The organism is Yersinia vastinensis (assembly GCF_902726565.1).
GTDB classification, from domain to species: Bacteria; Pseudomonadota; Gammaproteobacteria; order Enterobacterales; family Enterobacteriaceae; genus Yersinia; species Yersinia vastinensis.
In genome coordinates this window covers 1-241 of sequence record NZ_CACVAF010000045.1, presented here as the reverse complement: position 1 = coordinate 241, position 241 = coordinate 1, and the positions used below count along the sequence as shown (strand labels likewise).

Sequence of the window (241 nt, the reverse complement as noted above, 5' to 3'; positions counted from 1 at the left end):
GTGTCCCCATCGTCTAGAGGCCTAGGACACTGCCCTTTCACGGCTGTAACAGGGGTTCGAATCCCCTTGGGGACGCCAATCCGATAATGTGTGAAAGACATTATCACCGGTTCTTGATGAACCACAAAATAACTTAAAGATGACTTTAACGAGTCGTGTTTAAGATATTGCTCTTTAACAATCTGGAACAAGCTGAAAATTGAAACAATACAGCTGAACATTATCTCTCCGTAGATGTACT

1 tRNA gene is annotated in these 241 nt (G+C 42.7%); it reads left to right on the top strand.

The window, feature by feature from the left end:
* Positions 1 to 2 precede the first annotated feature (2 nt).
* Positions 3 to 78: transfer RNA gene (locus HUZ92_RS20770), tRNA-Glu, on the top strand.
* Positions 79 to 241 lie beyond the last annotated feature (163 nt).